Origin of the sequence: Streptomyces musisoli, assembly GCF_016741855.1 — a bacterium.
GTDB classification, from domain to species: Bacteria; Actinomycetota; Actinomycetes; order Streptomycetales; family Streptomycetaceae; genus Streptomyces; species Streptomyces musisoli.
This window is the reverse complement of sequence record NZ_JAERRH010000001.1, coordinates 771039-795217: the sequence shown is the minus strand read 5'-3', so window position 1 is coordinate 795217 and position 24179 is coordinate 771039. Positions and strand designations below refer to the sequence as shown.

The 24179-nt window shown below is 72.4% G+C and carries 24 protein-coding genes and 1 pseudogene; 7 read left to right on the top strand and 18 right to left on the bottom strand.

What is annotated here, in order from left to right:
* Positions 1-251: 251 nt before the first annotated feature.
* The gene (locus JK361_RS03265) at positions 252-572 is read left to right on the top strand and encodes a hypothetical protein (RefSeq protein WP_201814064.1); all 321 of its coding nucleotides are present in this window, start codon (positions 252-254) and stop codon (positions 570-572) included.
* A gap of 81 nt (positions 573-653) precedes the next feature.
* Here the strand turns inward: JK361_RS03265 and JK361_RS03260 are convergent, their stop codons facing one another.
* The 15 genes from JK361_RS03260 to JK361_RS03190 all read right to left on the bottom strand — a co-directional run bounded on the left by JK361_RS03260 (position 654) and on the right by JK361_RS03190 (position 16267).
* Entirely contained in the window at positions 654-1391 is a 738-nt protein-coding gene (locus JK361_RS03260; RefSeq protein ID WP_201814063.1) for a sirohydrochlorin chelatase, read from the bottom strand.
* Position 1392: 1 nt separating this feature from the next.
* A complete protein-coding gene (locus JK361_RS03255; protein ID WP_201814062.1) occupies positions 1393-2277 on the bottom strand; it encodes an ABC transporter permease in 885 nt (294 codons plus the stop codon).
* Positions 2264-3070: an ABC transporter ATP-binding protein gene (locus JK361_RS03250; protein ID WP_372448675.1), complete on the bottom strand. Its 807-nt coding sequence runs from the start codon at positions 3068-3070 to the stop codon at positions 2264-2266. Before JK361_RS03250 ends, JK361_RS03255 begins: the two co-directional genes overlap by 14 nt.
* An 11-nt stretch (positions 3071-3081) precedes the next feature.
* Positions 3082-4191: an aliphatic sulfonate ABC transporter substrate-binding protein gene (locus JK361_RS03245; protein ID WP_201814060.1), complete on the bottom strand. Its 1110-nt coding sequence runs from the start codon at positions 4189-4191 to the stop codon at positions 3082-3084.
* A 223-nt stretch (positions 4192-4414) separates the two neighbouring features.
* Positions 4415-5749 (bottom strand): sulfate adenylyltransferase subunit 1, encoded by a 1335-nt coding sequence (locus tag JK361_RS03235; protein ID WP_201814058.1) that lies wholly within the window; start codon positions 5747-5749, stop codon positions 4415-4417.
* A 2-nt stretch (positions 5750-5751) separates the two neighbouring features.
* Positions 5752-6687, bottom strand: a complete 936-nt coding sequence (gene cysD / locus JK361_RS03230; protein WP_201814057.1) for a sulfate adenylyltransferase subunit CysD — start codon at positions 6685-6687, stop codon at positions 5752-5754.
* Positions 6684-7220: an adenylyl-sulfate kinase gene (cysC, locus tag JK361_RS03225; protein WP_251095411.1), complete on the bottom strand. Its 537-nt coding sequence runs from the start codon at positions 7218-7220 to the stop codon at positions 6684-6686. The genes cysD and cysC overlap by 4 nt, the downstream gene beginning before the upstream one ends.
* A 26-nt stretch (positions 7221-7246) precedes the next feature.
* Positions 7247-7957 carry a phosphoadenylyl-sulfate reductase gene (locus JK361_RS03220; RefSeq protein ID WP_201814055.1) on the bottom strand — a complete coding sequence of 237 codons (711 nt, stop codon included), beginning with the start codon at positions 7955-7957 and terminating at the stop codon, positions 7247-7249.
* Entirely contained in the window at positions 7954-8136 is a 183-nt protein-coding gene (locus JK361_RS03215) for a hypothetical protein (RefSeq protein ID WP_201814054.1), read from the bottom strand. Before JK361_RS03215 ends, JK361_RS03220 begins: the two co-directional genes overlap by 4 nt.
* 145 nt (positions 8137-8281) lie before the next feature.
* Positions 8282-9982, bottom strand: a complete 1701-nt coding sequence (locus JK361_RS03210) for a nitrite/sulfite reductase (RefSeq protein ID WP_201814053.1) — start codon at positions 9980-9982, stop codon at positions 8282-8284.
* 125 nt (positions 9983-10107) lie between these two features.
* Positions 10108-10191 carry a putative leader peptide gene (locus JK361_RS42575; RefSeq protein WP_316248393.1) on the bottom strand — a complete coding sequence of 28 codons (84 nt, stop codon included), beginning with the start codon at positions 10189-10191 and terminating at the stop codon, positions 10108-10110.
* 127 nt (positions 10192-10318) lie between these two features.
* Complete coding sequence (locus JK361_RS03205; protein WP_201814052.1) at positions 10319-10891, bottom strand: GNAT family N-acetyltransferase; 573 nt, start codon at positions 10889-10891, stop codon at positions 10319-10321.
* Positions 10892-11011: 120 nt separating this feature from the next.
* Positions 11012-12346: a hypothetical protein gene (locus JK361_RS03200; protein ID WP_201814051.1), complete on the bottom strand. Its 1335-nt coding sequence runs from the start codon at positions 12344-12346 to the stop codon at positions 11012-11014.
* A 265-nt stretch (positions 12347-12611) separates the two neighbouring features.
* Entirely contained in the window at positions 12612-13901 is a 1290-nt protein-coding gene (locus JK361_RS03195) for a GAF domain-containing protein (RefSeq protein ID WP_236052334.1), read from the bottom strand.
* A gap of 728 nt (positions 13902-14629) precedes the next feature.
* Positions 14630-16267, bottom strand: a complete 1638-nt coding sequence (locus JK361_RS03190; RefSeq protein ID WP_201814049.1) for an acyl-CoA dehydrogenase family protein — start codon at positions 16265-16267, stop codon at positions 14630-14632.
* 155 nt (positions 16268-16422) lie between these two features.
* On the opposite strand from JK361_RS03190, the pseudogene JK361_RS03185 reads away from it, so the two are divergent.
* From JK361_RS03185 to JK361_RS03175, 3 genes and pseudogenes are all read left to right on the top strand, one after another.
* Positions 16423-17553, top strand: a pseudogene (locus JK361_RS03185) (YihY/virulence factor BrkB family protein); the annotation flags it as partial.
* 726 nt (positions 17554-18279) lie between these two features.
* Complete coding sequence (locus tag JK361_RS03180; RefSeq protein WP_236052333.1) at positions 18280-19098, top strand: VC0807 family protein; 819 nt, start codon at positions 18280-18282, stop codon at positions 19096-19098.
* 64 nt (positions 19099-19162) lie between these two features.
* Positions 19163-19852 carry a helix-turn-helix domain-containing protein gene (locus JK361_RS03175; RefSeq protein ID WP_201814048.1) on the top strand — a complete coding sequence of 230 codons (690 nt, stop codon included), beginning with the start codon at positions 19163-19165 and terminating at the stop codon, positions 19850-19852.
* On the opposite strand, the gene JK361_RS03170 is transcribed toward JK361_RS03175, so the two are convergent.
* From JK361_RS03170 to JK361_RS03160, 3 genes are all read right to left on the bottom strand, one after another.
* Entirely contained in the window at positions 19832-20236 is a 405-nt protein-coding gene (locus JK361_RS03170) for a VOC family protein (protein ID WP_201814047.1), read from the bottom strand. The two genes, JK361_RS03175 and JK361_RS03170, sit on opposite strands and share 21 nt — an antisense overlap.
* A 24-nt stretch (positions 20237-20260) precedes the next feature.
* Positions 20261-21118, bottom strand: coding sequence for a DUF817 domain-containing protein (locus JK361_RS03165; RefSeq protein WP_201814046.1), 858 nt, complete (start codon positions 21116-21118; stop codon positions 20261-20263).
* A 105-nt stretch (positions 21119-21223) separates the two neighbouring features.
* Positions 21224-21856, bottom strand: a complete 633-nt coding sequence (locus JK361_RS03160) for a VOC family protein (protein ID WP_201814045.1) — start codon at positions 21854-21856, stop codon at positions 21224-21226.
* Between the two features lie 60 nt (positions 21857-21916).
* Here JK361_RS03160 and JK361_RS03155 point away from each other — a divergent pair, with 60 nt between their 5' ends.
* From JK361_RS03155 to JK361_RS03145, 3 genes are all read left to right on the top strand, one after another.
* Complete coding sequence (locus JK361_RS03155) at positions 21917-22504, top strand: membrane lipoprotein (protein ID WP_201814044.1); 588 nt, start codon at positions 21917-21919, stop codon at positions 22502-22504.
* A 484-nt stretch (positions 22505-22988) separates the two neighbouring features.
* Positions 22989-23852: an isocitrate lyase/PEP mutase family protein gene (locus tag JK361_RS03150; RefSeq protein ID WP_201814043.1), complete on the top strand. Its 864-nt coding sequence runs from the start codon at positions 22989-22991 to the stop codon at positions 23850-23852.
* Positions 23849-24127, top strand: a complete 279-nt coding sequence (locus JK361_RS03145; RefSeq protein ID WP_307787139.1) for a hypothetical protein — start codon at positions 23849-23851, stop codon at positions 24125-24127. The genes JK361_RS03150 and JK361_RS03145 overlap by 4 nt, the downstream gene beginning before the upstream one ends.
* Positions 24128-24179 lie beyond the last annotated feature (52 nt).

The following is a 24179-nucleotide window of genomic DNA, read 5'->3' as shown; positions in this document are numbered from 1 at the left end:
GATTTTCGGCCCTCCTGCCCTCCGTCGACGAGGCCACCTCCTCTGCGCCGTCCGTCGCCGGGGACAACGGGTCCACCGGGCCGCACCGGCCGGCGACAGGCGGCCGCGCAACCTCGGTAACGTCAGCGCTCCCAGCGACTTCGGCGCCCACGGGACGCATCCCCGTACGGCGGGCCGAAGCCGTACACCACAGCCATCCGACGGCTCCTGCGGCCCGGACTCGAGCCGCCGGCCCAGAAGCGAGGACAGGAATGAGCACCTACCCCTTCGGAGACGTCCACGGAGCGGCCGATCACGGCGGCGGCCGGCGGCGCAGCACCTACGTGATGCCGGACCTGGAGACGCTCATGGACGTCGCCGACCGGCTCACCGAGACACTGCGCGCCGAGTACCCGCAGCTCGTGACCAGCGGCGAGATCATCCAGGGGGAGCTGGCACAGTCCGCCGAGGACGGGCTGCCGCCCAACCGGGGCCGGATCCGCTCCGCGCTGGAGACGATCGCCATCGCGGCGTCCGCCGGCACCGGCAGCCTCGCGTACACCCGGCACCTCACCACCGCCTTCGGCCTGTGAGCGGCCGGAGCCCGGTCACCGCGGGGCGCCGCGGACCCTGAGCGGTCGAAATCGGTCACGCGCCCGCGCCTCCGGCACCGGTCACGCGCCCAGCGCCGCCAGTGCCGGTCGGCGGGCCTGGTCGTACCGCTCCAGCAGCACCCGCGCGACCTCCGGTGCCGCCCCCAGCACATCGGCCAGTACATCCGCCTCGCCCGCGCCGCGCGCGATGCGGTCCGGCAGGAAGCCCGGCGCGAGCACGTACGGTGCCACGGCGACCCGCTCACAGCCGAGCCGCCGCAGTTCGCGCACCGCGTCCTCGGTGCGCGGGAGAGATGCGGAGGCGAACGCAGGCCGCACGGCGCACCAACCGGTGTGCCACCACTCCCGCGCGATTCCCGCGATCACTGCGATCGCCTCCGGGTCGGAGGACCCCGCCGAGGCCAGCACGACCCCGGTCGAGGACTTGTCGGCGGGCGACAACCCCGCCTCGAACAGCCGCCGTTCCAGCGCGGTCAGCAGCAGTGGCGACGGGCCGAGCGCCTCCGCCTGCCGGATCCGCAGCCGCGCCGGGGCGTCCCGCAGCACGGCCGGAATGTCGGCCTTGGCGTGGAACGCACGGGTCAGCAGCAGCGGCAGGGCGACGACGTCCCGCACTCCCTCCGCCGCCAGCGACTCCAGCACCCCGTGCACCGACGGGACGTTGAAGTCCAGGAATCCGGTCTCCACGCGCAGGCCGGGCCGCAGCGACCGTACCCGCCTCACCAGGGCGTGCACGGTCGCCGCATGCCGCGGATCGCGGCTGCCGTGGGCGATGACGAGAAGTACCGGACCGCGCATGTCAGCTCTTCACCAGCAGGCCGCGGCTGCGCAGCACCCACCGCTCCAGCGGGCTGAAGATCAGCAGGTCGATGGCGATGCCGACGAACAGGATGAGCAGGATCGCCTCGAACACCATGGCCATGTCGCTCGCGGTGCGCCCGTTCTCCAGCAACTGGCCGAGGCCCACACCCAGGTCGGGGAACTGGGCGATGATCTCCGCGGCCATCAGCGAGCGCCAGGAGAAGGCCCAGCCCTGCTTCATGCCCGCCACATAGCCGGGCAGCGCGGCCGGCAGCGTGATGTGCCAGGTGCCCTTCAGGCCGGTCGCGCCCATGGTGCGGCCCGCGCGCAGGAACAGCGGCGGCACCTGGTCCACGCCGGACACCAGACCGTTGGCGATCGACGGCACGGCACCGAGCAGGATCACCGCGTACATCATCGAGTTGTTCAGGCCGAACCACACCACCGCGGGCGGCACCCACGCCACCGACGGCAGCGACTGGAGACCGGACAGGATCGGGCCGATGGCCGCGCGCACGAACCGCACCCGCCCCACCAGCAGACCCAGCGGGGTGCCGATCAGCAGCGCGAAACCGAAGCCGAGCAGACCGCGCGAGACACTGGTCCAGATGTAGCCGAGCAGCTTGCCCTGGAGCCAGTCGTTGCGGAAGGCGTCCCAGACCGCCGACGGCGAGGGCAGCTTCGTCGGGTCGTCGACGATCTTCAGGCTGATCAGGCCCTGCCAGACCACCAGCACCACGACGATCGCGGTGATCGGCGGCACGATCTTGTCGACGAAGGTCTTGCGGAACGGCGTACGGCCCGACTGCGCGGTCTCCAGCGCGTCCAGGCCCGCCTCCACGCTCCCCGTCTCGGGAGCGGTCGTCGTCTCAGTGCTGGCCATGGCGGCGGATCTCCCCACGCAGTACTTCGGTGATCTCGAGGGACAACTCCGCCACGGGCGCGTCCTCGATGCGCCGCGGCTGCGGAATGTCGACCTCCCACTCGCGGGCCACCCGGCCCGGACGGGAGGACAGCAGGACGACACGCTGCGCCAGCCGTACCGCCTCACGCACGTTGTGCGTCACGAACAGCACGGACAGACCGGTCTCGGCCCAGATACGGGTCAGCTCGTCGTGCAGCACGTCCCGGGTGATGGCGTCCAGGGCCGCGAACGGCTCGTCCATCAGCAGCAGGCTGCTCTCCTGGGCGAGCGCGCGCGCCATCGCCACACGCTGGCGCATACCGCCCGACAGTTCGTGGACACGCTTGCCGTGCGCGCCCTTCAGCCGGACGAGCTCCAGCAGCTCCTCGGCCTTGCCGCGCCGCTCGGGCTTGGGAACCCCCCGCAGCTTCAGCGCGAGTTCGATGTTCTTGCCCGCGCTCAGCCACGGGAGGAGGGCGTGCTCCTGGAACATCAGGGCGGGCCGGCCGTCGGTGCTGATGGACCCGGCGGTGGGCCGGTCCAGGCCCGCCACCAGGTTCAGCAGCGTCGACTTGCCGCAGCCCGAGGCCCCCAGGAGGGTGACGAACTCGCCCGGCGCGACATCGAGGCTGATGTCGTCCAGGACGAGCTGCTGCCCGCCCGGTCCCGGATAGGACTTCGAGACGTGCTCGAGGCGTGCGGCGTACTCGACCGACGGGTCGGCCTTGGTGAGGGTGGTCGTGGCCATGGTCGTCACCTCCTGGGAACTCATCGGGGCGTGCGTCAGCTGGTGCCGAGTCCGGCGGCGTCGACCGGGCTCGCGCCCTCGGACTTGAGGATCTTGTTGATGATCGTCAGGTCGTAGATGCCCTTGAGGTCCGGCTTCTCCAGCAGACCGGCCTTGACCGCGTGCGCCGCCTCGGTGCCGAGGGTGGCCGCCAGCGGGTCGTCGGTGAACTGGATGGACTTCCAGGCCGGGTCGAGGACCTTCGCCGGCAGCGCCTTGCCGGAGTCGGCCTCCAGCTGCTTGTTGGCCGCCGCCTTCGCCTGGTCCGGGTTGGCGTTGATCCACTTGTTGGCCTCGACCGAGGCCCGCAGCACCGCCTCGACGGCCTTCGGGTGCTCCTTGAGGAAGGCCTGCCGCACGATGATGTTCGTGATCACGAACTTCTTGTCCGGCCACAGCGTGGACTCGTCCAGCAGCACCTTGCCGCCTTCCGCGACCAGCTTGGACGCGGTCGGCTCCGGCACCCAGGCGCCGTCGACCGAGCCGGCCTTGAAGGCGTCCGGCGTGACCTTGTTGTCGCTGCGGACGACCGTGACGTCGCCCTTGCCGCTCTGCGCGTCGACGTCCCAGCCCTGTTCGGCGGCCCAGTTGAGGAACGCCACGTCCTGCGTGTTGCCCAGCTGGGGGGTGGCGATCTTCTTGCCCTTGACGTCCTTCAGGGAGGTGATCTTCTTCGGGTTCACGACCAGTTTCACACCGCCGGAGGCCGAACCGGAGATGATCTTCAGGCTCTTGCCGTTCGACTTGGTGTAGCCGTTGATCGACGGGGACGGGCCGATCCAGCCGATGTCGATGGAGCCGGAGTTGAGGGCCTCGATCTCGGACGGTCCCGCGTTGAAGATCGCGGGCTTGACCTTGGTGGCGCCCAGCTCCTTCTGGAAGAAGCCCTTCTGGACACCGACCAGCGCGGTGCCGTGGGTCAGGTTTCCGAAGTAGCCGATCTTGACGGAGTCGAGGCCGTCGGTCTTCTCGGCCCCGGCGGCGATCTTGGCGGTGCCGTCGTCCTTGGCCTCGGAACCGTAACCGCAGGCGGCGAGGGTGAGCAGGGGAAGGGCGGCGATCGCGGCGACGCCGCGGCGGAGCAACGACGAGCGGTTGGCAGGCACGGGAGGGTTTCCTCTCGTTGGCCCGGCGGTCACGGACTCTCAGGCCGTGGCCGGGAGGTCGGCAGGTCTGCGTTTACGGCGGTGGGGGGTGAGGGCGCGCAGGCAGTGCGCGTACGTCAGCACGCACATCGCGCCACTCCGCCCTGCCCGCTGCCGAGCGCACCGCTGCCTACGCGGCCGCCCTCCTTCGCGAACGTGGCGTAGAAGTCGGTCGGTTTCATGATCAGAAGTCCCACCCGTCGTCCTCGGCCTCGTCCTTGACGGGCTCGGGGGACGCGAACGACTCGCCGACCATGCCCGCGGTGAGCGTGGTGCCGTCGGCGGGGTCGATCAGGATGAAGGAGCCCGTGCGGCGCGAGTCGGAGTAGGAGTCGACCGGCAGCGGCTCGGCGGTCCGGATCTTCACCCGGCCGATGTCGTTGGCGACGAGCTGCCCCGGATGCGGGTGCAGGGAGAGGTCGTCGAGCGTGAGCCGGGACGGGATGTCCCTCACGATCGCCTTGACCGTGCGCGTGCCGTGCTTGAGCAGCACCCGGTGGCCGACGGTGAGTGGTGCGTCGGCGACATGGCAGACGGTCGCCTCCACGTCCTGCGTGGTGGCCGGGGCGTCCTTCGTCGGCACGATCAGGTCACCGCGTGAGACGTCGATGTCGTCCTCCAGCAGGACCGTCACCGACTGCGCCGTCCAGGCGACGTCGACCGGCTCGCCGAGCAGGTCGATGCCGGAGATCCGCGTGGTCCGCCCGGACGGCAGGACGGTGACCGCCTCGCCGACCCGGAAGGTGCCGGCCGCGATCTGGCCCGCGTAGCCCCGGTAGTCCGGGTGCTCGGCGGTCTGCGGCCGGATCACGTACTGCACGGGCAGCCGCGCGTGGCAGTGCGCCAGGTCGTGGCTGACCGGCACGGTCTCCAGGTGCTCCAGCACGGTCGGGCCGCCGTACCAGTCCATGTTCGCGGACGGTTCCACCACGTTGTCACCGGCCAGCGCCGAGATCGGGACGGCGGTGACCTCGGGGACGCCCAGCTCGGTCGCGTACGCCGTGAACTCCTCGGCGATGGCGGCGAACACCCGCTCCTCGTACCCGACGAGATCCATCTTGTTCACGGCGAGGACGACGTGCGGGACGCGCAGCAGGGCGGCGATCGCCGCGTGCCGGCGGGTCTGCTCGACCACGCCGTTGCGGGCGTCGACGAGGATGACGGTGAGTTCCGCGGTGGAGGCGCCGGTGACCATGTTGCGGGTGTACTGCACATGGCCCGGGGTGTCGGCCAGGATGAACCGGCGGCGAGGAGTGGCGAAGTAGCGGTACGCCACGTCGATCGTGATGCCCTGTTCCCGCTCGGCGCGCAGGCCGTCGGTGAGCAGGGCGAGGTCCGGGGCGTCCTGGCCGCGGCTCGCGGAGGCGCGCTCCACGGCCTCCAGCTGATCGGCGAGGACCGACTTGGAGTCGTGCAGCAGCCGTCCGACGAGCGTGGACTTGCCGTCGTCGACGGAGCCGGCGGTGGCGAACCGCAGCAGCGTGGTGGCCGAGAGTGCCTCGGTTGTGGTCGTGCTCATGCTTAGAAGTACCCCTCGCGCTTGCGGTCTTCCATCGCGGCCTCGGAGAGCTTGTCGTCGGCGCGGGTGGCACCGCGCTCGGTGAGCCGGGACGCGGCGATCTCGGCGATGACCTTCTCGATCGTGTCGGCGTCGGAGTCGACGGCGCCGGTGCAGGACATGTCACCGACGGTGCGGTAGCGCACCTGACGCTTCTCGACGGTCTCGTCGTCCTTCGGGCCGCCCCACTCACCGGCGGTCAGCCACATGCCGCCGCGCCGGAACACCTCGCGCTCGTGCGCGTAGTAGATCTCGGGCAGCTCGATGCCCTCGCGGGCGATGTACTGCCAGACGTCCAGCTCCGTCCAGTTGGACAGGGGGAAGACGCGGACGTGCTCGCCGGGGGCGTGCCGGCCGTTGTACAGGTTCCACAGCTCGGGGCGCTGGCGGCGCGGGTCCCACTGGGAGAACTCGTCGCGCAGCGAGAACACCCGCTCCTTGGCCCGGGCCTTCTCCTCGTCCCGGCGCCCGCCGCCGAAGACCGCGTCGAACCTCTCGCTCTGGATCTTCTCCGTCAGCGGGAGGGTTTGCAGGGGGTTGCGGGTGCCGTCGGGACGCTCCTTGAGCACACCGCGGTCGATGTAGTCCTGGACGGAGGCCACATGGAGGCGCAGCCCATGTGCGTCGACCACACGGTCGCGGTACTCGAGGACCTCGGGGAAGTTGTGTCCGGTGTCCACGTGCAGGAGGGAGAAGGGGATCGCGGCCGGGGCGAACGCCTTCAGCGCGAGGTGCAGCATGAGGATGGAGTCCTTGCCACCGGAGAACAGGATCACCGGGTTCTCGAACTCTCCCGCCACCTCGCGGAAGATGTGCACCGCCTCCGACTCCAGCGCGTCCAGGTGGGAGAGCGCGTACGGGCTCTCGGTGCCTTCCTCGACGCTGGCGACCGTGGTCATGCCAGTCCCCTCTCGCTCAGCAGCGCGTGCACGGACGCGGCGGACTCCTGGACCGTCTGGTGCTGCGACTCGATCCGCAGATCGGGCGTCTCCGGCTCCTCGTACGGGTCGTCGACCCCGGTGAGCCCGGTCAGCTCGCCCGCGGCCTGCTTGGCGTACAGGCCCTTCACATCGCGCACGCTGCACACCTCGACCGGGGTCGCCACATGGATCTCCAGGTACGGCGTCCCGTTCTCCTCGTGCCGCTTGCGGACCGCGTCCCGGCTGTCGGTGTACGGCGCGATCACCGGCACCAGCGCCATGACACCGTTGCGGGCCAGCAGTTCGGCGACGAAGCCGATGCGCTGCACGTTGGTGTGCCGGTCCTCGCGGGAGAAGCCGAGGCCCGCGGAGATGAACTCGCGGATCTCGTCGCCGTCGAGCACCTCGACGCGGTGGCCCCCGGCACGCAGCCGGCCCGCCAGCTCGTACGCGATGGTGGTCTTGCCGGCACTCGGCAGACCCGTGAGCCAGACGGTGGCTCCGGTCGTCACGTGGTTCTCCTGAATCTGGTCGTTCGTCATCCGTGCAGCCCGCACTCGGTCTTGGCGCGGCCCGCCCAGCGGCCGGCGCGCGCGTCCTCGCCCTCCAGGACCCTGCGGGTGCACGGGGCGCAGCCGACGGAGGCGTAGCCGTCCATCAGCAGCGGGTTGGTGAGCACGCCGTGTTCGGTGATGTACGCGTCCACGTCGTCCTGGGTCCAGCGGGCGATCGGCGAGACCTTGACCTTGCGCCGCTTCTCGTCCCAGCCCACGACCGGGGTGTTCGCCCGGGTCGGGGACTCGTCGCGGCGCAGACCCGTCGCCCACGCCTGGTAGTCCTTCAGGCCCTCTTCGAGCGGCCGGACCTTGCGCAGCGCGCAGCACAGGTCGGGGTCGCGGTCGTGCAGCGCGGGGCCGTACTCCGCGTCCTGCTCGGCGACCGTCTGCCTCGGCGTGAGGGTGATGACGTTGACGTCCATCACGGCCTCCACGGCGTCCCGGGTGCCGATGGTCTCCGGGAAGTGGTAGCCGGTGTCCAGGAAGACCACGTCCACGCCCTTCAGCACGCGCGAGGCGAGATGGGCGACCACGGCGTCCTCCATGGAGGAGGTCACGCAGAACTTGCCGCCGAAGGTGTCCACCGCCCACTGGAGGATCTCCAGCGCGGAGGCGTCCTCCAGGTCGCGGCCCGCCTGCTCGGCGAGCGCCTTCAACTCGTCGGTCGTGCGCTCTTCCTGAGCGGTCGTCATATTCGCTCGTCCCCTCCGTCGTCGGCTCGCTTCAGCCCCCGGGCCAGCAGCCCCAGGAACTTCAGCTGGAATGCGCGGTTGCACGCCCCGCATTCCCAGGCGCCATGGCCCTGCTCGCCCGGACGCAGGTCCTCGTCGCCGCAGTAGGGGCAGTGGAACGGCACGGCACGCTCGCTCACGACAACGCCTCCCCTTCTATCGAGGCTCCGTTCGCCTCCGGGGCGCTGGATGCCTGTGTCGAGACGGCGACCGTGCTCAGCCCTTCGGGCCTCCGCGCGCTCGTCCTCTCGACACAGGCGCGCCCCTTCGGCTCACTCGCCGACCTCACGACAGCGCCTCCTCTGAAGCGCGTGCCGCCCAGGTGGCGAACCGCTCGCCGTTCTCGCGCTCCGCCTGGAAGCGCTTCAGCACCCGCTCGATGTAGTCGGGCAGCTCGTCCGAGGTCACCTTCAGACCGCGCACCTTGCGGCCGAAGCCCGCCTCCAGGCCGAGGGCGCCGCCCAGGTGCACCTGGTAGCCCTCGACCTGCCGGCCCTGCTCGTCGAGGACCAGCTGGCCCTTCAGGCCGATGTCCGCGACCTGGATGCGGGCGCAGGCGTTCGGGCAGCCGTTGAGGTTGATGGTGATCGGCTCGTCGAACTCCGGCAGGCGGCGCTCCAGTTCGTCGATGAGCTGCGATCCGCGCTGCTTGGTCTCCACGATGGCGAGCTTGCAGAATTCGATGCCGGTGCAGGCCATGGTGCCGCGCCGGAAGGAGGACGGCCGGGCGGTGAGGTCCAGCGCGTCCAGGGCCTCGACCAGCGAGTCGACCTTGTCCTGCTCGACATCGAGGATGATCATCTTCTGTTCGACCGTGGTGCGGACCCGGCCCGAGCCGTGTGCCTCCGCGAGGTCGGCGAGCTTCGTCAGCGTGGTGCCGTCGACCCGGCCGACCCGCGGCGCGAAACCGACGTAGAACCGGCCGTCCTTCTGCCGGTGGACACCGATGTGGTCGCGCCACTGCTGCACCGGCTGCTCGGGGGCGGGCCCGTCGATCAGCTTGCGCCCGCCCAGGTACTCGTCCTCCAGCACCTGCCGGAACTTCTCGGCGCCCCAGTCGGCGACCAGGAACTTCAGCCTGGCGCGGTTGCGCAGCCGGCGGTAGCCGTAGTCGCGGAAGATGGAGATGACGCCCTCGTAGACGTCCGCCACCTCGTCGATCGGCACCCAGGCGCCCAGCCGGACGCCCAGCTTCGGGTTGGTGGACAGGCCGCCGCCGACCCATACGTCGAAGCCCGGGCCGTGCTCGGGGTGGCGTACGCCGACGAACGCGACGTCGTTGATCTCGTGCACGACGTCGAGCAGCGGGGAGCCCGAGATGGCCGTCTTGAACTTCCGGGGGAGGTTCGAGTACGCCTTGTTGTTCAGGACGCGGCGCTTCATCTCCTCCAGCGCCGGCGTGGCGTCGATGATCTCGTCCTCGGCGATGCCCGCCACCGGGGAGCCGATCATCACACGCGGGGTGTCGCCGCACGCGGTGACCGTTGACAGGCCCACGCCCTCCAGGCGGTCCCAGATCTCGGGCACGTCCTCGATGCGGATCCAGTGGTACTGGACGTTCTGCCGGTCGGTGATGTCCGCGGTGCCGCGCGCGAACTCCTGCGAGATCTCCCCGATCACCCGCAGCTGCCGCGTGGTCAGCGCCCCGCCGTCGATGCGGACGCGCAGCATGAAGTAGCTGTCGTCCAGCTCCTCCGGCTCCAGGATCGCGGTCTTGCCGCCGTCGATCCCGGGCTTGCGCTGGGTGTACAGCCCCCACCAGCGCATCCGGCCGCGCAGGTCGCTCGGGTCGATCGAGTCGAAGCCGCGCTTGGAGTAGATCGTCTCAATGCGTGTCCGCACATTGAGACCGTCGTCGTCCTTCTTGACCTGCTCGTTGCCGTTGAGGGGCGTGAAGTGGCCAACGGCCCACTGTCCCTCGCCGCGGTGACGGCTCACCTTGCGGCGGGGCGCGGAGGCAGCGGGGTTCTGCGGGGTGGCGGCCATGGTTCTACGTCCTTCGGGACCGATGGGATCAGCTCTGACCTGCACAGAAGCGCGCACGCGGGCAGGCGTGCGCGTCATTGCGCAAGAGAAACGGAGTACGGGTGTTCGCGGCGGTGCTGGGAGCGTCAGCCCGCCGGACAGATGGCGCTGGACATGCGGCCGAGGTCGACGTGCCGCCGACTCACCAAGGCAATTCCAGTTCCAGGCATGGCGGAAGCGTGTCACGGCGATCTGGACAGAGTCCAGCTTCGTCCATCATGCGGACATCCTTGTCCCGAAATGTGGAACAAGGGTGTCGTCGCTCACATGCGCCGCCGGGAGGGTTGTCCCGGCACGTCAGGCGGGGTATGCCCCGGGCCACGGCCCGGGCGTGGCCACTTCGGGCTCCAGCTCCACCTTGGTGTCGAACAGCTTGAAGCCCCGTCGCTGGTAGTTGCCCATCGCGTGCTCGCCGTCCTTGCTGCACGTGTGCAGCCACACCCGCTTGGTCGGCGTCCGCCCCGGCCAGCGCTCCGCCAGGTCCCAGGCGCGGGCCGCGCCGTACGACAGCAGATGGCCGCCGATGCGTTGGCCGCGGAAGGCGGGGATCAGACCGAAGTAGACGATCTCGACCGTGCCCTCGTCCTGCGGCTCCAGCTCGACATAACCGGCCGGGGTGCCCCGGTCGTAGGCCACCCAGGTCTCCACGCCGGGCCGCTCCAGGTACTCCTGCCACCGCGCGTACGTCCAGTCCAGCCGGTCGGTCCAGTGGATGTCCCCGCCGACGGAGGCGTACAGGAACCGGCTGAACTCGGGGGAGGGGGCCTCGGCCCGGACGATCCGGACGTCGCCGTCGGGGGCGGCGGCGGGCAGGAGATCGGACGGGGAGGTCTGCTCGAGGGACCAGGTGGTGACGGGAACGCTGCTCATGCGGGCCAGGGAACCACCCCACCGCAGGGTCTGTCGATCGAGCGGGTCACGCGGAGGTGGGGGCCAGGGAACCACCCCACCGACCGGTCTGTCGATCGACCGGGTCACGCCCGGGGACCGTCAGTCCAGGGAGCGGTCTAGGTCGGCCAGGGGCAGCGTGAACAGCATGCGGTCCGAGAGGGACCAGACCTCCCCCGTCTCCTGCCAGTAGGAGAGGGAGCCCGCCCCCTCGGCCCAGCAGCGGTCCGAGGCGTCGGCGCCGCAGTGGACGGCCCCGGCGTCCTCCGTGTCCTGCCGCCACAGCCCGCCGTGTCCGTCCTGCGTACCGGGCAGCCGTCCCACATACCAGGACGGCCGGTCGGCCCCGGCGCTCCGGTACGACAGCACACCGCGGATCCCGGAGGCGCGGGTCCGGTACGCCTCCACGGCGTCCACCCGCCCCGCGGCATCCGTGGCGAGCAGCCCGGTGCGCGCGGGATCGGTGCTGAAGGCATACCGCCACAGCCGGGCGCGCCGGTCGTCCCCCGGCGCGCTCCACTCCGCGGCGACCAGACTGTCGGGCGCCGTACCGCGGTCCAGGGCGAGCGCGCCGGGACAGGGCGGGCCGGAGGGGGCGCAGCGGCCGGCGGTGAAGCGGTACGAGCCGACCGCGGGCAGTACGTAGCCGTAGCCGCCGGCGGACCAGCCGCCGGGCACCCGGCCGATCGCGGGCCCGTCGACCGTGGTGCGCTGGATGCGGTCGAGGTCGTAGACGTAGAGCGCGTCGGCGCTGCCGGCGGTCGTGGTGACCAGCAGCTTGTTCCCGTGCCAGACCATCCCGGAGACGCCGGAGGCCAGGCCCCGGTAGTCCCGGCCGCCGTCGACCGGTACCACCAGCAGCACCCACCGGTAGTCGAGGTGCTCGGGGTGGTCGGCGTCGACGAAGGCGACCCGGGCGAGGCCCCGCTCGCCGGCGCGGCCGGTGGTCGTGCTGTGGGTCCAGCCGGCGAGGACGACCCGGTGGGTGCCCCAGACGCCGTCGTCGTCGGCGTCCCCGGAGGTGGTCACCGAGGCCGGCCGCCAGGCGCCGGCGGTGGTGTCGGCCGGATCCCAGCAGTAGGCGCGGGCGGCGGTCGGATCGACGGGCAGGGACGCCCGGTCGCCGGCGGAGCAGTCGGCGGCCGCGCGCAGACCGCGGTCGGCACTCTGGAGCACGGCGTCCACGCCGACCGGACGGCCCATCGCGGCGGCGAGCCGGTCCAGCGTGCGGGCGGGGACCAGGTGCTCCTGGAGCCGCAGCCGGCCGGTGTCCGCCCGGGAGGTCATCGGCTTGAGCGTGCCGGGGTCCTCGGCGACCTCGGCCTGGGAGGCGCTGATCAGCGTGGCGGCGGCGGTGAGCGCCAGCGCGGTCCCGGCCAGGACGGCGCGCAGTGCCGCACCCCGTCTGCGCCGGCGGTGTCTGCCGCGATGCTTCATCTCTCCTCCAGAGGGCGGGCCAACTGCGCCGCACGGTCCGTACGTTGACGCGCGAAGCAGGTGGGGCGGCCCGTACGGGATGCTACGGCAGAAACAGGGCGGGCAGGGCCGAGACCCCGCAGACGGGTGGAACGCGTGCGGCCGGGGGCGGGGCCGGCCGCACGCGCGGGACCGGGTCCAGGACCAGCCGGGCGTACGGGGCCGGGGCGGGCTGGGCGTGCGGGTCCCGGGCGGGCCGGGCGTACGGGGGCAGGGCGGGCCGCGCTCACGGCGCCCCGGTCCGGTCGCTCTGAGCGTCATTCCGCTTGAGAATCACGGCCGGTGCCGTCGACTGCGGGAGCAGGTCGCGGAGATCATCCGGAAGGATCACTTCAACTTCCGTGTCGGCACAGAAACGATACGGTCGATGTTGCAGAAGTTCCCCGAGGTAGCGCCGGATTCTGGACATCTCCGCTCGCACGGTCACGGTCCGGGTGGGATCGCCGAACAGGTCTTCGGCCAGTCCCGCCGCCCCGCGCCCGGCGGGGTGCTCGGCGAGCAGGAACAGCAATTCGGCGTGTCTGGGACTGAGTTCCCGGGACCAGGAGCCCGACGACGCGGTGACCGTCACCATGCAGCGGTCCGGCCGGACGAGGTCCAGCGCGATCCGGCGCGCGGCCGTGGCGAGCGGTGTGTCGTCCGCCCGCAGCAGCCATCCCCCGGCCAGCGGCTCCACCGCGCACGAGCCGAGCGAGGGCAGCCACCGGCGGCCCGGCGTGAGCGACTTGGGCAGCGTCACCCGCCGTATGTACGGCATCCCGGTCACTGCAGCCGTCCAGCCGTTGCGGTCCACCACCAAGGCCCGTCCCGTCAGCCGGGCCAGCACCGGTGCCGCGACCGCCCGCAGCCGCTCCAGCGAGGTCAGATGCAGCTCCCGCAGCCGGGCCTCGGCCAGCTTGGCCACCGAGTCCACCCAGGCGAGAGTGGCCGGATGCATGGTCTCCAGGGGGCCGCTGACGTCCACCACGCCGAGGAGCCGGCCGTCCCGTGGATCGGTGATCGGGGCACCGGAACAGGTCCAGGAGGTCTGCGACCGTGCGAAGTGCTCGGCGGCGAAGACCTGTACGGGCCGCCGTACCACCGCCGGAGTGCCCACCCCGTTGGTGCCGACGACGTCTTCCCGCCAGTCCGCTCCGAGTTCGAGTCCGAGTCCGTCGGCCTTGCGGAGTACCGGAGGCGATCCCTCCCGCCACAGCACGCGCCCGTCGGCCTCCGCCACGACCATGATGTGCTGGGCCACGTCCGCGACCGAAAGCAACCCCTCCCGCAATACCGGCAGTACGTGCCGCAGCCGCGACTCCTCCCGGCGGCGGCGCACCTCGTCGGAGGGCAGCAGCCCGGACCGGCGGTCGCGTTCGGGGTCGACGCCGCTGCGCAGCATCCGCCCCCACGACTGTTCGATCACCGGCCGGGGCGCGATCCGCGCACGTTGCCCGGCGAGCGTGGCCTCGCGCACCTCGCTCAGTACCCGCGCCGCCTGCGCCGCGTCCACGGCGGCCAGGCGCGCCACGTTCATCGGCGGGTTCCCCACTGGGTCCTCCCGGAAAGGGTGTCGAACACACATGTCAAGTCGTCCGGGCGGCGGTTTCCGGTCCGACTGTTCCTCTCATACTGCCGTCACGGACATGGCGGAGGCACAAACTCCGCGCATGTGCCCCCATAAGTTGCAACCCCCTGCAACCCTGGTGAACCGCCGGAAGGTGGCTGAGACTTGACCACGACGCCTCGCGCGTCCGCGGGCTCAACGGGCCCAGACGGTGGGGGTGGTGCCGTGTCGGCGCAGCACCACCCCCTGCCGCAGAGGTTCGGCCGGGCACCCGGCCAGGGGCGCGACCCGGACAGGCCGGAGCCGAAAACCGGCCTCGGCCGATCCGGAGATCGGCGGCCGTGGATCCGCACGCGAGCCCCCGGGTGGATCCGTACACCGGCCTTGGTGGATCCGAGATCAGCGGCCGTGGATCCGCACGCGAGCCCCCGCGTGCATCCGTACGTCAGCGGCGCGTGGGTCCGCACGCGAGCCCCCGCTTGGATCCGTACGCCGGTCCGCGCGTGCATGCGCATGTCAGCCCCGCACGGCGGAGCCACGTACCGGCCCCCGCGGGCGCAGCCCCGCATCCGCAGGTCCTTGTGTCCCTGGGGAGCCCCATCCGCTCCTGGGCAGGCGCCCCTGCCCCCGGGCAGCCCCCAGCCCTGCGTTCCCCCGGGCAGCCCCGGTGACCCCGGGTGGGCCGTCGGCGTCCGGGGTCAGAATTCCGGCCTTGCCCGGTCCACCACCGACTCCAGGTCCAGGCCCGCCGGCAGGGTGCCGAAGGACGCGCCGTGGTCGCCGCCCAGGCGGGAGGCGCAGAACGCGTCGGCGACCTCCGACGGCGCGTGCCGTACCAGCAAGGAGCCCTGGAGGACCAGCGCCAGCCGCTCCACCAGCCGCCGCGCCCGCCCCTCGATGCCGTCCAGGTCGGCCAGCTCCGTGAACAGGTCCTTCACCGCCCGGTCCAGCCGGTGGTCGGCACCGTGCGCCCGGCCGATCTCGGCGAGGCAGGCGTCCAGCGCGCCCGGCGCCCGCTGCAAGGCCCTGAGCACGTCCAGCGCCTGCACGTTCCCGGCGCCCTCCCAGATCGAGTTCAGCGGCGACTCCCGCACCAGCCGGGGCAGCCCGGACTCCTCGACGTACCCGTTGCCGCCCAGGCACTCCGCGGCCTCCACGGCCACGGGCGCACACCGCTTCGTGATCCAGTACTTGGCGGCCGGCACCGCCAGCCGCAGGAAGGCGCGGGCCTCCTCGCCGTCGTCGTCCCAGGCCGCGGCCAGCCGCAGCGCGAGCGCGGTCGCCGCCTCGGACTCCAGCGCGAGATCGGCGAGGACGTTGCGCATCAGCGGCTTGTCGGCCAGCTTCCCGCCGAACGCCTCCCGGTGCGTGCAGTGGTGCACCGCCTGGGCCACCGCCTGCCGCATCAGCCCCGCCGAGCCGAGCGCGCAGTCCAGCCGGGTCGCGGCGACCATCCCGATGATCGTCCGCACCCCGCGGCCCTCCTCGCCGACCCGGCGCGCCCAGGTACCGTCGAACTCGACCTCGGCGGAGGCGTTGGAGCGGTTGCCCAGCTTGTCCTTCAGCCGCTGGACCAGGAAGACGTTGCGGCTGCCGTCTGGCAGCACCCGCGGGACCAGGAAGCAGGTCAGCCCGCCGGGGGCCTGCGCGAGCACCAGGAACGCGTCCGACATGGGCGCCGAGCAGAACCACTTGTGCCCGGTCAGCAGGTACGTGCCCGGCTCCGCGAGCGGCAGCGCCCGCGTGGTGTTGGCGCGGACGTCGCTGCCGCCCTGCTTCTCGGTCATGCCCATCCCGAACAGCGCGCCGGGCTTCTGCCCGGCGGGCCGCAGCTCCCGGTCGTAGACCGTGGAGGCCAGCCGGGGCTCCCACTCGGCGGCCAGCCCCGGGTCGGCGCGCAGCGCGGGCACGGCCGCGTGGGTCATCGACAGCGGACAGCAGGTGCCCGCCTCGACCTGCGTCCAGACCAGGAACCCGGCCGCCCGGCGCACATGGCCGGAGGGCCGCGACCAGGCGCCCGTCAGCCCGGCCGAGACCCCCTTGCCGAGCAGCCGGTGCCAGGCCGGGTGGAACTCGACCTCGTCGACCCGGTGGCCGTACCGGTCGTGGGTGTGCAGCCGGGGCGGGTTCTCGTCCGCCTGCACCGCCCACTCGTGCAGCTGCGCCGAACCGGCGGCGCGGCCGAGCGCGGACAGCTCCGCGCGGACCTCGTCCAGGACGTCGGCGCCGGTGTACCGGTCGACGGCCTCGACGAGGGCGCGGTCGGCGGTGAAGACGTCGTAGCCGACCAGCGGGGGCGGCTGGTTCGTCACGGTGTGGGTGGGGGTGCCTGCCATGATGGGAAACCTACCCGGGAAGGCCGCGGTGATGACCTCCGAAGTGGCACGGCACCGCCCCGGAGCGCGCCGGATCCGGCGCCCCGGACACGGCGTATTCAGGCCATGGGCCCCGGAAGGTGAGGGCGGTCCCGTGCTGCGGATACCTTTGGGTCGTGCAGCCAGCAAGTGAACCCCCCGAGCGGCCGACCGGTCGGCTCCACCGGGCCAGAGCCCTCTACCGGAACGTCTCCAAGCGCAGGACCGCCTGGCTGTTGCTCAAGGACACCGTCAACTCCTGCATGGAGTACCGCATCCTGGGCCTGGCGGCCGAGGCGGCGTTCTTCACGCTGCTGTCCGTGCCGCCGCTGCTGCTGAGCCTGATCGGACTGCTCGGCTACGTCGACGACTGGACCGGCGCCGACACCATCCACAGCCTGGAGAACAACCTCCTGGAGGCCTCCCGCACGGTGCTGTCCGACAAGGGCGTCAAGGACATCGCCGAGCCCATCCTGCACGACGTGATGCGGGGCGGCCGGCCCGACGTCATCTCCATCGGGTTCCTGTTCGCCCTGTGGTCGGGCTCGCGCGCGGTGAACGTCTTCATCGACACCATCACCGTCATGTACGGCCTTGACGGGGTCCGGGGCATCGTCAAGACCCGGATCATGGCTTTCCTGCTGTTCATCGTGGCTCTGCTGATCGGTTCGGTGGCGCTGCCGCTGATGGTCGCGGGGCCGGACGCGGTGGTCCGGATCGTGCCCTGGTCGGAGACGGTCGTCCAGGTCCTGTACTGGCCGGTCGTGATCATCCTGTCCATCGTCTTCCTGACGACGCTGTACCACGTCTCGGTGCCGGTCCGCTCCCAGTGGATCGAGGACGTGCCCGGCGCGCTGGTCGCCCTGGCGATGTGGGTCCTCGGCAGCTTCCTGCTGCGCATCTACCTCACGAACACCATCGAGGGCGCCACGATCTACGGCTCCCTGGCCGCCGCCGTCGCGGTGCTGCTGTGGATCGGTGTGTCCGCTTTCGCCGTGCTCGTCGGCGCGGCGGTGAACGCGGCCATCGACCGGGTCTGGCCGGCCGCGGCCACGGCCGCCGCGCGCGAGGCCAACGAGCGGGTGCGGGAGGCGCAGGTCGCCGAGTACGTCGCCCGCGCCGCGGCGGCCCTCGAGGCGGATCCCGACGACCCCGACATGCCGTCCGAGTTCCCCGAGCGCTGGTCCCGCTTCCTGCCGCCGGAGGACGTGACGGCCCGCCTCCGCACCCACGCGAGGAACCCCCACCACGCGCACAAGGCCGACGGGGGGAGCGGGCGCCACGGAGGCGGGAAGGGGCACCACGGGGGCGACGGCGCAGGCCACGGAGGCGACCACGGAGGCCACGGAGGCGACCACGGAGGTCACGGCGGCAGCGGGGACGACGGGGGCGACGCGGGCCACGGGGGGAGCGGCGGCTTCGGAGGCACCGGCGCCGGGGGCGGCATGGGCGGCAATGGCGGCTCCGGCGGCTCCGGCGGTTTCGGTGGAAGCGGTGGCTTCGGTGACCACGGCGGTTTCGGTGGCTTCGGCGGCCACGGGGGCAATGGCGGCTACGGGGGTGGCGGCAGTCATGGGGGTGGCGAGGGCGGCGGCTACGGCGGCTGCCAGGGAAGCGGTGGCTATGGGGGCCAAGGTGGCCCTGGAGGCGACAGGGGCGCCGCGCGTCCTGAGCTGTGACGCGTCCGGAACTGTGACGGTGCGGCCCGGCAGGCAGCACCCGGCGCCGGGAGCGCGTGGTACGCGGCCGCGCTCGGCTGACTGACGGCTGTGCGTGTCCACCCTGGGGTCTAAGCCCGTCGGTGGAGAACGCGACGGCGCCCTTCCTCCCGTTTTCCACCCGGCACTCCACCCGTGCTCCGATCCGCCGGAAACCGCCCCGCGCCTAGCGTGGACCCGCAGGCCGGAGCCGTCCGGCCGGCAGCACAGCAGCCGGGCGCCGCCGTCGTCGCGCCGCGCGGCACCGAAGCGGCAGCGGGCAAGGAGGCGCCGGACATGAGGAACCCGACAGCGGACACCCGCCAGGGCGACACGACGCCGGGCCCGGCCCGGCCCGGCGGTGTGGCCGGTACGACGGGGAGCACGGGCGGGGCGACCCTGCGCACGGCCGGGGCCGACGGGGCGGGTGGCGGGGCGGCCCGTGGGGCCCTGCTCGCCCTCGCCGTCGACATCGTCCTGCCGCTCCTCGTCTACTACGCGGCCCGCGCACTGGGCGCGGGCCAGGCGCCGGCCCTCCTGCTGAGCGGCGCGCCGCCGGCCCTGCTCCTGCTGGCCGGCGCGATACGGCATCGCCGGATCGAGGGCGTGGACCTGTTCTTCACGGTCCTGCTGGCCACCGCCGCGCTGGTGTCCCTGATCGGCGGCGGCCCGCGCGTGCTGTTGTTCAAGGACGCCGCCCTGTCCCTCGTGGTCGGCGGCTGGGTCGTCGGCACCGCCTTCACCGGCAGACCGCTTGCCTTCCTGCTGGGCCAGCGACTGCACCGCGGCCCGGCGGCCCACGCGCGGGACGGCGTCTGGCGGGACAGCGCCGTGTTCCGCCGGGGCCTGCGGGTGCTCACCCTGGTCTGGGGAGCGGAGCAACTGCTGGACGGCGGACTGAGCACGCTCGCCGCCGCCACACTGCCCACGGACACGGTGCCGCTGCTCAACCGCGTCGGCTCCCTCCTGCTGCTCGGCCTGGCCGTCGGAGCCACCGCGGCCTACGCCCGCCGCTTTCGTATACGCCACGCCCTCCCACTGTTCGGCGCCCCCGCCCCGGCGACGGCCCCCTCCGGCGAACCGCCCGAACCGCCACCGCCCGCCCCGGCTCCATGACCGAGTTGACGCAGAAGGCGGACGTCGAAGCCACGGGCATCCTGGGCGACGTAGGCTGGCTCCCGTGTACGCGGAGCGGGAGTCGCGGCTGACCGGTGCGGTCGTGTGGACGAACTCCCCGGACGGGACCGGTGCCCGGCCGGTGCTGCCCGACGGCTGCATGGACCTGCTGTGGAGCGAGGGCCGGCTGCTGGTCGCGGGTCCCGACACCCGCCCCTACGTCCCCGGGGGCCCGGCCCGTTCCTGGGCGGGCATCCGCTTCTTCCCCGGCACCGCGCCCGCCCTGCTCGGCGTACCGGCGCACGAACTGCGCGATCTCCGGGTGGAGTTGGCGGACCTCTGGCCCGCCGCCCGGGTCCGGCGGCTGGGTGACCGGGTCGCGGCGGCCCCCGACCCGGCAGGGGCACTGGAGGACATCGCCCTGGAGCGGGCGGCGGAGGCCGGCGACCCGGACCCGGTGCTGCGCCGGCTGGTGGGGTGCCTGGACGCCGGCCGCCCGGTGTCCGCGACGGCCGCCGAACTCGGCTTCGGTGAACGCCGGTTGCACCGCCGCTGCCTGACCGCCTTCGGCTACGGTCCGAAGACCCTGGCCCGCATCCTGCGCCTCCGGCGGGCCCTGGCCCTGGCCCGCTCGGGGACGCCGTACGCCGAGACGGCGGCCCGCGCGGGCTATGCGGACCAGTCCCATCTGGCGCGGGAGGTGCGGGAGCTGGCCGGCATGCCCCTCGGGGAGCTACTCGGCGGCCGCGGGTAGCGGGGCGAACAGGTCGACGCCGTTGCCGTCGGGGTCGTGCACGGTGGCGTACCGCTGCCCCCAGAAGGCGTCCCACGGCTTGAGTTCGCCGTGGTGGCCGGCAGCCACCAGCTCCTCGTACCGGGCGTCGACCTCGGCGGGGGAGCCGCACCGGAAGGCGAGCGCGATCCGCCCGGCGCCGGTGGGCGGCCGCCATCCGGGGTGGAAGGAGCGGACGGTCTGCTCGGTGTCCAGGGCGAGCACCAGTCCGCCGGGCAACTCGGCCTCGACATGCGGCTGGTCCTCGGCTCCCGGGGGGAAGACCAGCCCGAGGCGGCGGTAGAAGGCGAGGGAGGCGGCCAGATCGGAGGTGACCAGGCCGATCACGGCGATGTGTGCGGTCATGCGGCCACCGTAGGCAGCGGCCGGTCAGCCGGTCTTGAAGGAATCGGACACCGGCGGCGGGCACCGGTCGGGTTCCGCGCGGCCCGCGCGGCGGTCCGGGCGGGCCGCCGTGAGGTGCTCGACGAGGACGAACGTCACGCTGATCAGCAGCGACCAGGCGCCGAACTTGGTCAGCGGTACCGGATGCCAGCCGGTGAGCTGCTGCGGGTAGCTCCAGGCTCCCGCATAGGTCGCCGCGTTCTCGGCGACCCACAGGAAGAAGCCGATCAGGACGAAGGAGACGGCCAGCGGCATGCGGTAGCGGTGCGTGCCGACGCTGAAGCCCACCCAGGTCCCGGCGGTCGCCGCGGTCATCGCCACGGCGAGCGGCCAGCGCAGGTCCGGTATCCAGTGGTGGGTGAAGAAGTTGAGGTAGACGGCGGCGGCCACCAGGGTCGTGGCGGCGGCGCGGTAGCGGGTGTAGCGCAGCCGCATCAGCCGCCGGGCCCGGCATACGTAGCTGGCGACCGCCGCGTACATGAAGCCCCCGTACAGCGGCACCCCGGCGATCTTGGTGAGGGCGTCCTCCGGGTAACTCCACGAGCCCAGCCGCACCTTGACCAGCTCGAACAGCAGTCCCACCCCATGGCACACCACGATCACGGCGGTGTCCCGCCGGGTCTCCCAGCCCACCCGGCGGGCGACGAGGGTGAGCAGCACGCCGTAGACGAGTACCAGGTCGTAGCGGGCCACGGGCAGCGGTGGCAGCAGCCGGGAGGCGCCGATCCCGGCCAGCAGTGCGACGGCGAAGGCGCAGGCGCGGGCCTGGAGCGCGCCGAAGCGCACCAGCTGTCCGAGCCCGTGCCGGGGCCCTCTGGTGGCGGACCTCTCCTCGTGACGCATGCCCCCTCCTTCGCGCGACGGCGAGGGCTCCGATCGTAGAGGCAAAATTGAACACGTTCAAAGACCGGGCTCGCCCAGGCCGCCGCCACGACCGGCCGCGCGGGGTCAGCCGAAGGTGACCGGACCGTTCGGGGTGGTCACGGTGAAGGAGAGGGCGGTCGGCCCGGTGGTGAGCGTCAGCGAGGTGCCCAGGGCCGCCAGCGGGCCGCGCGTCCGCCGCGGGTCGGGTACCGAGGCCGACACCGCCAGCAGTGGCGTGACCGGCAGGCCCGAGGCGGCCGGATGCCGGGAGTCACCCCAGTCGATGAGGAACGGCAGCACGCCCGAGGTGTCCCCCGGGCCGGCGTCGGTCAGCCGCCACCGCAGCAGGGTGCCGTCCGGTCTGCGACGGCTCATCGGCCGTACCGGGCCCGGGTCGTGGCCCCGCTCCCGGGCCCGGGCGATCGCCGCGTCGAGATCGGGCGGGCTGATCGCCCAGGTCGGTACCGCGGGCCCGGCCAGCCGGTCGACGCCGAACGGCCGCGGCCCGGCGGGCTCGGGCTGCTCCGGGTCGGGCCCGATGATCTCCAGATAGCTGCGGCCGCCGAGCCCCACCAGATGGTTCCGCGTACCCAGTCCGACGTGCACCCCGCCGGGCGCCGGTGCGACCCCGGTCCGCCGCGTGAACTCGGCGACCGTGGCCGCCAAGTCGGGCGTGGCGAGGACGAGATGGTCCAGCAGCGGCGGAATGGCGTTCATCGCGCGAGAGGTTACGGGATCGGACCGCCCTGTGGAACGCCTGTGCGGCACCATGGGCGCATGATCCGTACCGTACGCGCCCTGCCGCTGCTCCTGCTCCTTCCCGCGCTGCTCACCGCGTGCGGCACCGAGAAGGCGGACGCCGGCGGCGACGGGGCGGCTGCCGGCACCGGAAAGCCGGAGGCCGGGCGCGCCCGGGAGTCGGCGCCCGCCCCGGCTCGGTCCGAACTGGACTCCCGACTGCGCGCGTTGGGCATCGCGCCGGAACTCGTGTACGTCACCGACGTGCCGGGCTTCACGCTCGCGCAGCAGTCCGTCGGAGTGAACGGGGACGACGGCTTCTCCGTCGCGTACTGGGCGAAGAACGGTGCCGTCCTGCACCTCTACGCGGAGCGGGGCAGCGCCGCCGACTGTCCCGGGGGCTACGTGTGCCGGGAGCCGGTGAAGGGCCGGGTGGTGCGGCTCGGCGGCGAGAAGGTGGCACCCGACGTGGTCCGCGAGGCCGCGGACGCCGTCCACCGCCCCTCACCGGCGGAACTCGCCGGCTTCCTGCCGCCGGCTCCCACGGCGACGGCCCCGGTGGAGCGCGGCGACCTCCCCTCGTACGGCGACGGAGCGCCCGACAACAGTGTGGGCGAAGGGGGTTGAGCGGAGATCCGCCGGTGACCGGACGGGGGATGCCGAGCCGCGGGGCGTGGGCCTCCGTCCGGAGCCCCCTGGCGTCCCTCTCCGCCTCCTCGACCGCGGCCGCCCGGCCGGCCACCGCGACGACCCCGCCCCGGACGCCGTCGCTCCACCCGGCGTCCCGCCCGCCGACCGGGGCGGGCCCTCGTCGCGGAACCAGGCGGTCCCGGAAGGTGGACAGGTGTTCCACGGCGGCCCTCGGTCACGCCTCCGGCGCCTGCCGCGACCCGGCTCTCAGGGCTCACCTCAACGGGGGGCTCATCTGGGCATCACGGCTGGCCGAGTGACGTTTCTGCGGTGAACCGGTTCCGCCATTGGGGTGAGTAAAGCTCGCGTAGGGCGAAGGTCACGTGACTATCTAGGGATGCTCTTGTCTTGGCAAAGGGCGTCGAGACGCAAGGGACCACCCCCGGCCCGTGCGTCACCCACCCACAGAAGGAGCCGGACCTTGACTTACGGTAAGAAGCTGCGCGAGCGCATCGCCGGGCCCGGGACCACACCGCTGATCGGCGTGTACGACATGTATTCGGCGTCGATCGCGGCCAAGCACTACGACGGGATGTTCGTATCGGGCTTCGGCTTCGCGGCCTCGTACTACGGACTGCCGGACATCGGATTCATCGCCTGGCCCGACATGGTGGCCTTCGTCCAGCGGCTGCGGGGCGCGTTCCCGCACCACCACCTGCTGGTCGACATCGACGACGGGTACGTCGACCCCGAGGTCGCCTGTCACGTCGTCGAGGGGCTGGAGCGCATCGGCGCCTCGGGCGTGATCCTGGAGGACCAGAAGCGGCCCCGCCGCTGCGGCCACGCCGACGGCAAGCAGGTGCTGCCACTGGACGAGTACCTGGAGAAGCTGCACAAGGTCCTGGAGACCCGTAAGGACCTGGTCGTCGTCGCCCGTACCGACGCCACCGACGAGCACGACATCCTGCACCGCGCCGAGATGCTGGCCGCCACGGACGCCGACGTGGTGCTGGTCGACGGGGTGCGCAGCGTCGAGTGGATCAAGCGGATCAGGGACGTCGTCGGCGACAAGCCGCTGCTGTTCAACCAGATCGCCGGCGGCAAGTCACCCCGCCTGTCCCTCGGTGAGCTGTCCGACCTCGGCGTGGACGTCGCCATCTACAGCACTCCCTGCCTGTTCGCCGCGCACGAGGCGATGGACTCCGCGCTCGCCGACCTGAAGGCGGCCGACGGCCGGCTGGCGGAGGTGGACCCCGCGAGCGGGATCGGCGTGAAGGCGTCCACCACCCTGCTGGAGCGCAACATCGCCCGCGACCGGATCAGCCCCGAGGGCGTGGGCGTGTGACCGGTGCCGTACCCCGGCTCGGCATCGCCACGGCGGTCGCCGCCGTGCTGCTCGGAGCAGGTGCCGCGCCCGCGGCGGGCAACGGGAGCCTGGTCACCGTGATCGACAACTCGCAGATCGGCACCGACAATTCGGAGAGGGACGCGATCGTCGAGATCGACCGCACGGGCAACGCACAGACCGGCAGCGGCACCGCCGGCAGCGATCACGACGGCAGCGCCGTGGACGTGGTCGAGGCCCTCTTCCCCGCCGCCGCCCGGCACGAGGAGGAATGAGCGAGGACGGAACGGGACGACGGCCGGGCACCCCGTGCGGGAGGTGCCCGGC

What these genes read in the sequence shown, in the direction of transcription:
- JK361_RS03170 (WP_201814047.1), bottom strand. Translation starts at nt 20,236, where the DNA reads ATGACCGCACACATCGCCGTGATCGGCCTGGTCACCTCCGATCTGGCC.
- JK361_RS03265 (WP_201814064.1), top strand. Translation starts at nt 252, where the DNA reads ATGAGCACCTACCCCTTCGGAGACGTCCACGGAGCGGCCGATCACGGC.
- JK361_RS03200 (WP_201814051.1), bottom strand. Translation starts at nt 12,346, where the DNA reads ATGAAGCATCGCGGCAGACACCGCCGGCGCAGACGGGGTGCGGCACTG.
- JK361_RS03250 (WP_372448675.1), bottom strand. Translation starts at nt 3,070, where the DNA reads ATGAGTTCCCAGGAGGTGACGACCATGGCCACGACCACCCTCACCAAG.
- JK361_RS03190 (WP_201814049.1), bottom strand. Translation starts at nt 16,267, where the DNA reads ATGGCAGGCACCCCCACCCACACCGTGACGAACCAGCCGCCCCCGCTG.
- JK361_RS03220 (WP_201814055.1), bottom strand. Translation starts at nt 7,957, where the DNA reads ATGACGACCGCTCAGGAAGAGCGCACGACCGACGAGTTGAAGGCGCTC.
- cysD (WP_201814057.1), bottom strand. Translation starts at nt 6,687, where the DNA reads ATGACCACGGTCGCCAGCGTCGAGGAAGGCACCGAGAGCCCGTACGCG.
- JK361_RS03155 (WP_201814044.1), top strand. Translation starts at nt 21,917, where the DNA reads ATGATCCGTACCGTACGCGCCCTGCCGCTGCTCCTGCTCCTTCCCGCG.
- JK361_RS03195 (WP_236052334.1), bottom strand. Translation starts at nt 13,901, where the DNA reads ATGAACGTGGCGCGCCTGGCCGCCGTGGACGCGGCGCAGGCGGCGCGG.
- JK361_RS03260 (WP_201814063.1), bottom strand. Translation starts at nt 1,391, where the DNA reads ATGCGCGGTCCGGTACTTCTCGTCATCGCCCACGGCAGCCGCGATCCG.
- JK361_RS42575 (WP_316248393.1), bottom strand. Translation starts at nt 10,191, where the DNA reads ATGCCTGGAACTGGAATTGCCTTGGTGAGTCGGCGGCACGTCGACCTC.
- JK361_RS03165 (WP_201814046.1), bottom strand. Translation starts at nt 21,118, where the DNA reads ATGCGTCACGAGGAGAGGTCCGCCACCAGAGGGCCCCGGCACGGGCTC.
- JK361_RS03235 (WP_201814058.1), bottom strand. Translation starts at nt 5,749, where the DNA reads ATGAGCACGACCACAACCGAGGCACTCTCGGCCACCACGCTGCTGCGG.
- JK361_RS03160 (WP_201814045.1), bottom strand. Translation starts at nt 21,856, where the DNA reads ATGAACGCCATTCCGCCGCTGCTGGACCATCTCGTCCTCGCCACGCCC.
- JK361_RS03210 (WP_201814053.1), bottom strand. Translation starts at nt 9,982, where the DNA reads ATGGCCGCCACCCCGCAGAACCCCGCTGCCTCCGCGCCCCGCCGCAAG.
- JK361_RS03180 (WP_236052333.1), top strand. Translation starts at nt 18,280, where the DNA reads ATGAGGAACCCGACAGCGGACACCCGCCAGGGCGACACGACGCCGGGC.
- JK361_RS03205 (WP_201814052.1), bottom strand. Translation starts at nt 10,891, where the DNA reads ATGAGCAGCGTTCCCGTCACCACCTGGTCCCTCGAGCAGACCTCCCCG.
- JK361_RS03255 (WP_201814062.1), bottom strand. Translation starts at nt 2,277, where the DNA reads ATGGCCAGCACTGAGACGACGACCGCTCCCGAGACGGGGAGCGTGGAG.